The following is a 6,650-nucleotide window of genomic DNA, read 5'->3' as shown; positions in this document are numbered from 1 at the left end:
GTCGAGCGGCAGCACGGCGGCCGGCCCCGCGGCGGCGGGGGCGACGGCCCCGGCAGCCCACAGCCACGCGGCCAGCACCGCCAGGACCACGATTCGCAGCTTCGTCATGCCCGCATCCTCGGCCGCCGACGTCGCCGGCGCTCACCCGGTTCCTCCGCTTGTGGACGACGCGCAGGGAGCCGCGCACCTGTGGAAAACCCCGATTGGTGGCGGCGCCGGTCCGACGCGTAGGATGGCCGGAGCGTCCCGGACCGATCCGGGGCGACTTCGCACGCAGTCATTCCGCCACGGGCATTCCGCCACGGGCGGGCCGGCCCCGCGGTCCCAGCAATGGGTGGGCCACCGGCGACCGCGTCAGGCGGGTCGAAGAGTTCGGCCCGGACAACCCAAGCGGGTTCGGCGGCCGCGTCCGCCCCCCGCGCAGAAAGGAACGGCCATGGCCGTCGTCACCACGCGCCAGCTGCTCGACAGCGGCGTCCACTTCGGGCACCAGACCCGTCGCTGGAACCCCAAGATGAAGAAGTTCATCTTCACCGAGCGCAACGGCATCTACATCATCGACCTGCAGCAGTCGCTCTCCTACATCGACACCGCCTACGGCTTCGTCAAGGACACCGTCGCCAGGGGCGGCCAGGTGCTGTTCATCGGCACCAAGAAGCAGGCCCAGGAGGCGATCGCCGAGCAGGCGACCCGGGTCGGGATGCCCTACGTGAACCAGCGCTGGCTGGGCGGCATGCTGACCAACTTCGGCACGATCAGCAAGCGGATCGCGAAGATGAAGGAGCTCGAGGGCATCAACTTCGACGACGTCGCCTCCTCCGGGCTGACCAAGAAGGAACTGCTGCAGCAGAAGCGCAAGAAGGAGAAGCTGGCCAAGACCCTGGGCGGCATCCGTGACATGCACAAGCTGCCGCAGGCGATCTGGGTGGTCGACACCAACAAGGAGCACCTGGCGATCGACGAGGCCCGCAAGCTGAGGATCCCGATCGTCGGCATCCTCGACACCAACTGCGACCCCGACCAGGTCGACTTCCCGATCCCCGGCAACGACGACGCGATCCGCTCCGTCGCCCTGCTCACCCGGGTGCTCGCGGACGCCGTGGCCGAGGGTCTGCTCGCCCGCTCCTCCGGTGCCGCCACCGGCGAGGAGGCAGAGCCCATGCCCGACTGGGAGCGCGACCTGCTGGCCACGGCCGACAACACGCCGGTCTCCGAGGCCGAGGCCCTCGAGGGCAGTGACCTGCAGGCCAACCAGCTTGCCGACGCGGTGGACGGCGCCGTGGCGGAGGTGGCGGCCCAGGCGGAGGCTGCCGCGGAGGTCGAGGCCGCCGAGGAGGCTGCCGCCGAGGAGGTCGAGCCTGCGGTGGAGGCTGCCGCCGAGGTGGCCGAGCCCGTCGCCGAGGCCGAGGTGGCCGAGCCGGCCGCAGCCAAGCCCGCCAAGAAGACCAAGTAAGGAACGGAAGAGAATGGCAACGATCACTGCCGCGGACGTCAAGAAGCTCCGTGACGCCACGGGCGCCGGGATGATGGACGCGAAGAAGGCCCTCACCGAGGCCGACGGCGACTTCGACGCCGCCGTCGAGATCCTGCGGGTCTCGGGCCAGGCGAAGATGGCCAAGCGGAGCGACCGCGAGGCCAGCAACGGCCTGGTCGCCTCGTCCGGCAGGACCGTCATCCAGCTGGGTGCCGAGACCGACTTCGTGGCGAAGAACGACGAGTTCATGGAACTCGCCGCCCAGATCGCCGCCGCGGTGGACGCGGCCGGCGCGCACGGCGTCGAGGCGGCCAGCGCGGTCGCGCTCCCGTCCGGCAAGACCGTCCAGGATGCCGTCAACGAACTCTCCGCCAAGATCGGCGAGAAGCTCGAACTGGCCAACTCGGCCACCTACGCCGGCCCGGTCGACATCTACCTGCACAAGCGGTCGCAGGACCTGCCGCCGCAGGTCGGGGTGATGATCGAGTACTCGGGCACCCAGGACCCGACCTTCATCCGCGGGATCGCGCACCAGATCGCGGCGATGTCCCCGCAGTGGGTCACGCGCGAGGAGGTGCCGGCCGACGTGGTCGCCAACGAGCGGCACATCGCCGAGCTGACCGCCAAGGAGGAGGGCAAGCCGGAGGCGATCATCCCGCGCATCGTCGAGGGCCGTCTGGGCGGCTTCTTCAAGGAGGTCGTCCTGGTCGAGCAGCCGAGCGTGTCCGACGACAAGCTGTCCGTCGGCCAGCTGCTGAAGAAGAACGGCGTCGAGGTCAAGCGCTTCGTGCGGTTCGCCGCCGGCGCCTGAGCCAGACCCACCCGTGGCGGCCGTCCAGCTCTGCTGGGCGGCCGCTCCGGCATCCTGCGTCCATTAGGGTGGGGCAGGCGCCCCGACCCGACGACGCCGCCCGCGACCGCCCTGGAGGATCCCCAATGACCAGTCCCTACCGCCGAGTCCTGCTGAAGCTCTCCGGCGAGGCCTTCGGTGGCGGCAAGCTGGGGGTCGACCCGGACGTGATCGCCGCCATCGCGGCGGAGATCGCGGGCGTGGTCGCCTCCGGCGTGCAGGTCTCGATCGTCACCGGTGGCGGCAACTTCTTCCGTGGGGCGGAACTGCAGACCCGCGGCATGGACAGGGCGCGGGCCGACTACATGGGCATGCTCGGTACGGTGATGAACAGCCTCGCCCTGCAGGACTTCCTCGAGAAGGCGGGCGCCGCGAGCCGCGTCCAGACCGCGATCGCCATGGGTCAGGTGGCCGAGCCGTACATCCCGCTGCGCGCCATCCGGCACCTCGACAAGGGCAGGGTGGTGATCTTCGGCGCCGGCTCGGGGATGCCGTTCTTCTCCACCGACACGGTGGCCGCGCAGCGGGCACTGGAGACTCACGCGGACGTGCTGCTGATGGCCAAGCAGGGCACCGACGGCGTCTACGACGCCGACCCGCGGACGAACCCGGACGCGAGGAAGTTCGACGATCTCACCTACGACGACTTCCTGTCCCGGGACCTGAAGGTGGCGGACGCGACCGCGATCAGCCTGGCCCGGGACTACCGGCTGCCGATGGTCTTCTTCGACCTGGGAGTGCCGGGGAACATCGCGCGGGTCGTCGCAGGTGAGAAGATCGGAACCACCCTGCACGCGTGAGCGCGCGGGAGAAATCGAAGGGAAGGGACCTCGTGATCGACGAGATCATCAAGGACGCCGAGCACAAGATGGTCGCCGCGGTCGACCACGCCCGCGAGGAGTTCGCGGCGATCCGGACGGGCCGGGCGCACCCGGCGATGTTCAACAAGCTGATGGTGGACTACTACGGGGCGCCGACGCCGCTGCAGCAGCTGGCCACCTTCCAGGTGCCGGAGGCCCGCACGGTGCTGATCAGCCCGTTCGACCGCGGCGCGATGGCCGGCATCGAGAAGGCGATCCGCGACTCCGACCTCGGCGTGAATCCGGCCAACGACGGCAACGTGATCCGCCTGGTCATGCCGCAGCTCACCGAGGAACGGCGCAAGGAGTACATCAAGCTCGCCCGCCACAAGGCCGAGGAGGCCAGGGTCGCCGTCCGGAACGTCCGCAGGCACGGCATCGAGAGCGTGAACAAGCTGGTCAAGGACAAGGAGATCAGCGAGGACGACGCCCGCGGGGCGGAGAAGCAGCTGGAGGCCGCGACCAGGAAGCACGTCGACAGCGTCGACGAACTGCTGAAGGCCAAGGAAGCAGAACTGCTGGAGGTCTGAATGGCCGGCAGCGACCCGCAGCCCGGTCCGCGCGCCTCGCGCGCCGGCCGGGACCTGCCCGCGGCCATCGCGGTGGGGCTGGGCCTGTTCATCTACGTGGTGATCACGCTCGCCTGGTGGCCGGTGGGCTTCATCGTCCTGCTGGTCGCGCTGACCAGCCTGGGCACGATCGAGGTGCACCAGGCGCTGCTGCGGATCGGGATGCGTTCGGCCATCCTTCCCGTCGTGATCGGCAACGTCGCGATCATCGGTGGCTCCTACGCCGCCGCCGCGCTCCAGTCCGTGTCCAGGGTGCCCTGGCATGTCGTGCTGCTCGGCACGATCGGCGGGACGGTGCTGCTGGCGTTGATCTGGCGGATGTTCGGCGGCGCGGAGAACTATGTCAAGGACAGTGCGGCGAGCCTGTTCATCATCGGCTACATCCCGCTGCTGGCGTCCTTCGTCGGGCTGATCCTGGCCGAGGAACACGGGGTGGCGAAGGTGGTGGCCGTGTTCGTCTGCGTGGTCGCCAGCGACGTCGGCGGGTACGCGGCGGGCGCGACGCTGGGCCGGCATGCGATGGCCCCCAACATCAGCCCGAAGAAGACCTGGGAGGGAATGGCCGGTTCGGTCGCACTGGCGAGCGTCCTCGGCATCCTGCTCAGCGTCTACGTGCTGCACCAGGCCTGGTGGTTCGGCCTGCTGCTCGCGGTGGTCGTCGTGATCACCGGGACGGCCGGCGACCTGATCGAGTCGCTGATCAAGCGGGACGTGGGGATCAAGGACATGAGCTCGTTCCTGCCCGGTCACGGCGGGGTGATGGACCGCCTGGACTCCACGCTGGTCGCCGCGCCGGCGGCGTGGCTGGTGTTCGTCCTCTCCGGGGTGGCCTGGTGACCGGCCTGACGCCGGAGGAGGTGTCGGCCTACGCGGAGTCGGTGGCTCACGCCGAGGCCGGACGCACCGTCCCGCTCGCCCTGGGCGCACCCCGGCGCGGCAAGCCGCCGCTGCACTGGGCCGACCTCGACGCGGCGCAGCGGGCGGACGAGATCGCTGCCCTCGGGCTGCCGAGGTTCCGGGCGGGCCAGCTGACCCGCCACCTCTTCGAGCGGCTGGAAGCCGACCCGTCCGGCTGGACGGACATCCCGAAGCGGGAACGCGAGGTGCTCGCCGCCCGGTTCGCCCCGTCCCTGCTGGAGCGGGTGCGCGACCAGTCGGCCGACGGCGGCACGACGGTGAAGACGCTGTGGCGCCTGCACGACGGTTCTCTGGTGGAGAGCGTCCTGATGCGCTACGGCGTCCCCGGTGTCCGGGCGAGTGGTTCCGGCAGGGAGCGCGCGACCGTCTGCATCTCGTCCCAGGCGGGCTGCGGGATGGCGTGCCCCTTCTGTGCGACCGGGCAGGGCGGCCTGCAGCGCAACCTCAGCACGGGTGAGATCCTCGCCCAGGTGGTGGACGCCGCGCGCCGGCTGCGTGACGGCGAGGTGCCGGGCGGGCCGGGCCGGATCAACAACATCGTGTTCATGGGCATGGGCGAGCCGATGGCGAACTACACCGCCGTCCTGCGCGCCGTGCGGACGATGGTCGCGCCCGCACCGGACGGCCTGGGCGTCTCGGCCCGCGGCGTCACCATCTCGACCGTGGGCCTGGTGCCGCAGATCCAGCGGCTGACCGCGGAGGGACTGCCGGTCACCCTGGCGGTGAGCCTGCACGCCCCCGACGACGACCTGCGCGACGAACTGTGCCCGATCAACACCCGCTGGAACGCTCGCGACGTGGTGAACGCGGCGCGGGGCTACTTCGATGCGACCGGCCGCAGGGTGTCGATCGAGTACGCGCTGATCCGCGACGTCAACGACCAGGCCTGGCGGGCCGACGCGCTCGCCGACCTGCTGGCCGGCACCGGCTACGGCTGGGTGCACGTCAACCTGATCCCGCTGAACCCGACCCCCGGCTCCCGCTGGACGGCGTCCCGCCGCTCCGACGAGGACGCCTTCGTGCGCAGGCTGGAGGCTCGCGGCGTCGCCGTCACCGTCCGCGACACCCGCGGCCGCGAGATCGACGGCGCCTGCGGCCAGCTCGCCGCCCAGGGCGCCTGATCCCTGATCCGTTCCTGCGTCCGCCACGCGACCCCGTCGCCGCCGGATCGGGGTTGAGCTCCACGCGCTCCGAGCGCGGTGCTGCCCCTCGGGACGCCTCGGTCGGCGCGCGTAGAGTTTCGGCGTCCCGTCGGGAGGAGACAGCGTGGCAAAGGTCAGGAAGGCCGTGCCCGCGGCCGCGGTGCGCTGGCTCGACGCGCCGCAGGACCATGACTACCCGGCGGCCGCGTCCTACCTCGGCCTGGTCGCCGACGGGGCGAGCGTCGAGGCGCTGGTCGCGAAGCTGAAGACGGCGAGCCTCGTGCACGCCAAGGCGAAGGACATCCTGCGAGCCGCGCAACTGCCACTGCTCGGTGCGTCCAACCCGCACGTCGCGTCCGACCTGGCGAAGCTCCGGTCCGGGGCGGCGCTGTCCCCGATCCTGCTCGTGCGCGGGGTGCTCGCGCAGGGCCTGCGGCTGGAGATCGCCGACGGCTACCACCGGGTGTGCGCGTGCTACCACACCGACGAGAACACCGACATCCCCTGCCTGGTGGTGGACCGGTGAGCTTCGCGCTGCTCGCGCTGATCTGCGCGGTGGCCATGCTCGGGCCGATCGTCAGCCTCAACCGGAGGGTGCCCATCCCGGTGGTGATCGGCGAGTTGCTGGTCGGCGTCCTGCTCGGCCGGACCGGTCTGGGGGTGGTCGACCCGGACGACGCGACGCTGTCCTTCCTCGCCCAGGTCGGCTTCGCCCTGGTGATGTTCGTCGCCGGCACGCACGTCCCGATCCGGCAGAGGGCGATGGCCGGCGGACTGCGCGCCGGCGCGCTGCGGGCGGTCGCCGTCGGCGTCCTCGCCGTGCCGCTGGGGCTCGGC

Annotated in this window: 8 protein-coding genes; all 8 read left to right on the top strand. The window is 71.0% G+C overall.

What is annotated here, in order from left to right; translation table 11 throughout:
* Positions 1–436: 436 nt before the first annotated feature.
* Positions 437–1,453: a 30S ribosomal protein S2 gene (gene rpsB, locus QM633_RS06660; protein ID WP_415152952.1), complete on the top strand. Its 1,017-nt coding sequence runs from the start codon at positions 437–439 to the stop codon at positions 1,451–1,453.
* A 13-nt stretch (positions 1,454–1,466) separates the two neighbouring features.
* Positions 1,467–2,285, top strand: a complete 819-nt coding sequence (gene tsf, locus QM633_RS06655) for a translation elongation factor Ts (protein ID WP_415152951.1) — start codon at positions 1,467–1,469, stop codon at positions 2,283–2,285.
* 125 nt (positions 2,286–2,410) lie between these two features.
* Entirely contained in the window at positions 2,411–3,124 is a 714-nt protein-coding gene (gene pyrH, locus QM633_RS06650) for a UMP kinase (RefSeq protein WP_415152950.1), read from the top strand.
* A 35-nt stretch (positions 3,125–3,159) separates the two neighbouring features.
* A complete protein-coding gene (gene frr, locus QM633_RS06645) occupies positions 3,160–3,714 on the top strand; it encodes a ribosome recycling factor (RefSeq protein ID WP_415152954.1) in 555 nt (184 codons plus the stop codon).
* Positions 3,715–4,590 (top strand): phosphatidate cytidylyltransferase, encoded by an 876-nt coding sequence (locus tag QM633_RS06640; RefSeq protein ID WP_415152949.1) that lies wholly within the window; start codon positions 3,715–3,717, stop codon positions 4,588–4,590.
* On the top strand, positions 4,584–5,792 hold the full coding sequence (gene rlmN / locus QM633_RS06635; protein WP_415152953.1) for a 23S rRNA (adenine(2503)-C(2))-methyltransferase RlmN: 1,209 nt from the start codon (positions 4,584–4,586) through the stop codon (positions 5,790–5,792). The genes QM633_RS06640 and rlmN overlap by 7 nt, the downstream gene beginning before the upstream one ends.
* 145 nt (positions 5,793–5,937) lie before the next feature.
* Positions 5,938–6,339 carry a hypothetical protein gene (locus QM633_RS06630; protein ID WP_415152948.1) on the top strand — a complete coding sequence of 134 codons (402 nt, stop codon included), beginning with the start codon at positions 5,938–5,940 and terminating at the stop codon, positions 6,337–6,339.
* Positions 6,336–6,650: cation:proton antiporter (locus QM633_RS06625; RefSeq protein WP_415152947.1), on the top strand; the 315-nt coding region annotated here is incomplete at its 3' end. The genes QM633_RS06630 and QM633_RS06625, both read left to right, overlap by 4 nt.

The sequence above is a fragment of the Propionicimonas sp. genome (genome assembly GCF_047606205.1).
Classification (GTDB): Bacteria; Actinomycetota; Actinomycetes; order Propionibacteriales; family Propionibacteriaceae; genus Propionicimonas.
This window is presented reverse-complemented; position numbering and strand designations above follow the sequence as displayed.

Coding starts and splice junctions, on each gene's coding strand:
- rpsB (WP_415152952.1), top strand. CDS start 437: ATGGCCGTCGTCACCACGCGCCAGCTGCTCGACAGCGGCGTCCACTTC.
- QM633_RS06640 (WP_415152949.1), top strand. CDS start 3,715: ATGGCCGGCAGCGACCCGCAGCCCGGTCCGCGCGCCTCGCGCGCCGGC.
- pyrH (WP_415152950.1), top strand. CDS start 2,411: ATGACCAGTCCCTACCGCCGAGTCCTGCTGAAGCTCTCCGGCGAGGCC.
- tsf (WP_415152951.1), top strand. CDS start 1,467: ATGGCAACGATCACTGCCGCGGACGTCAAGAAGCTCCGTGACGCCACG.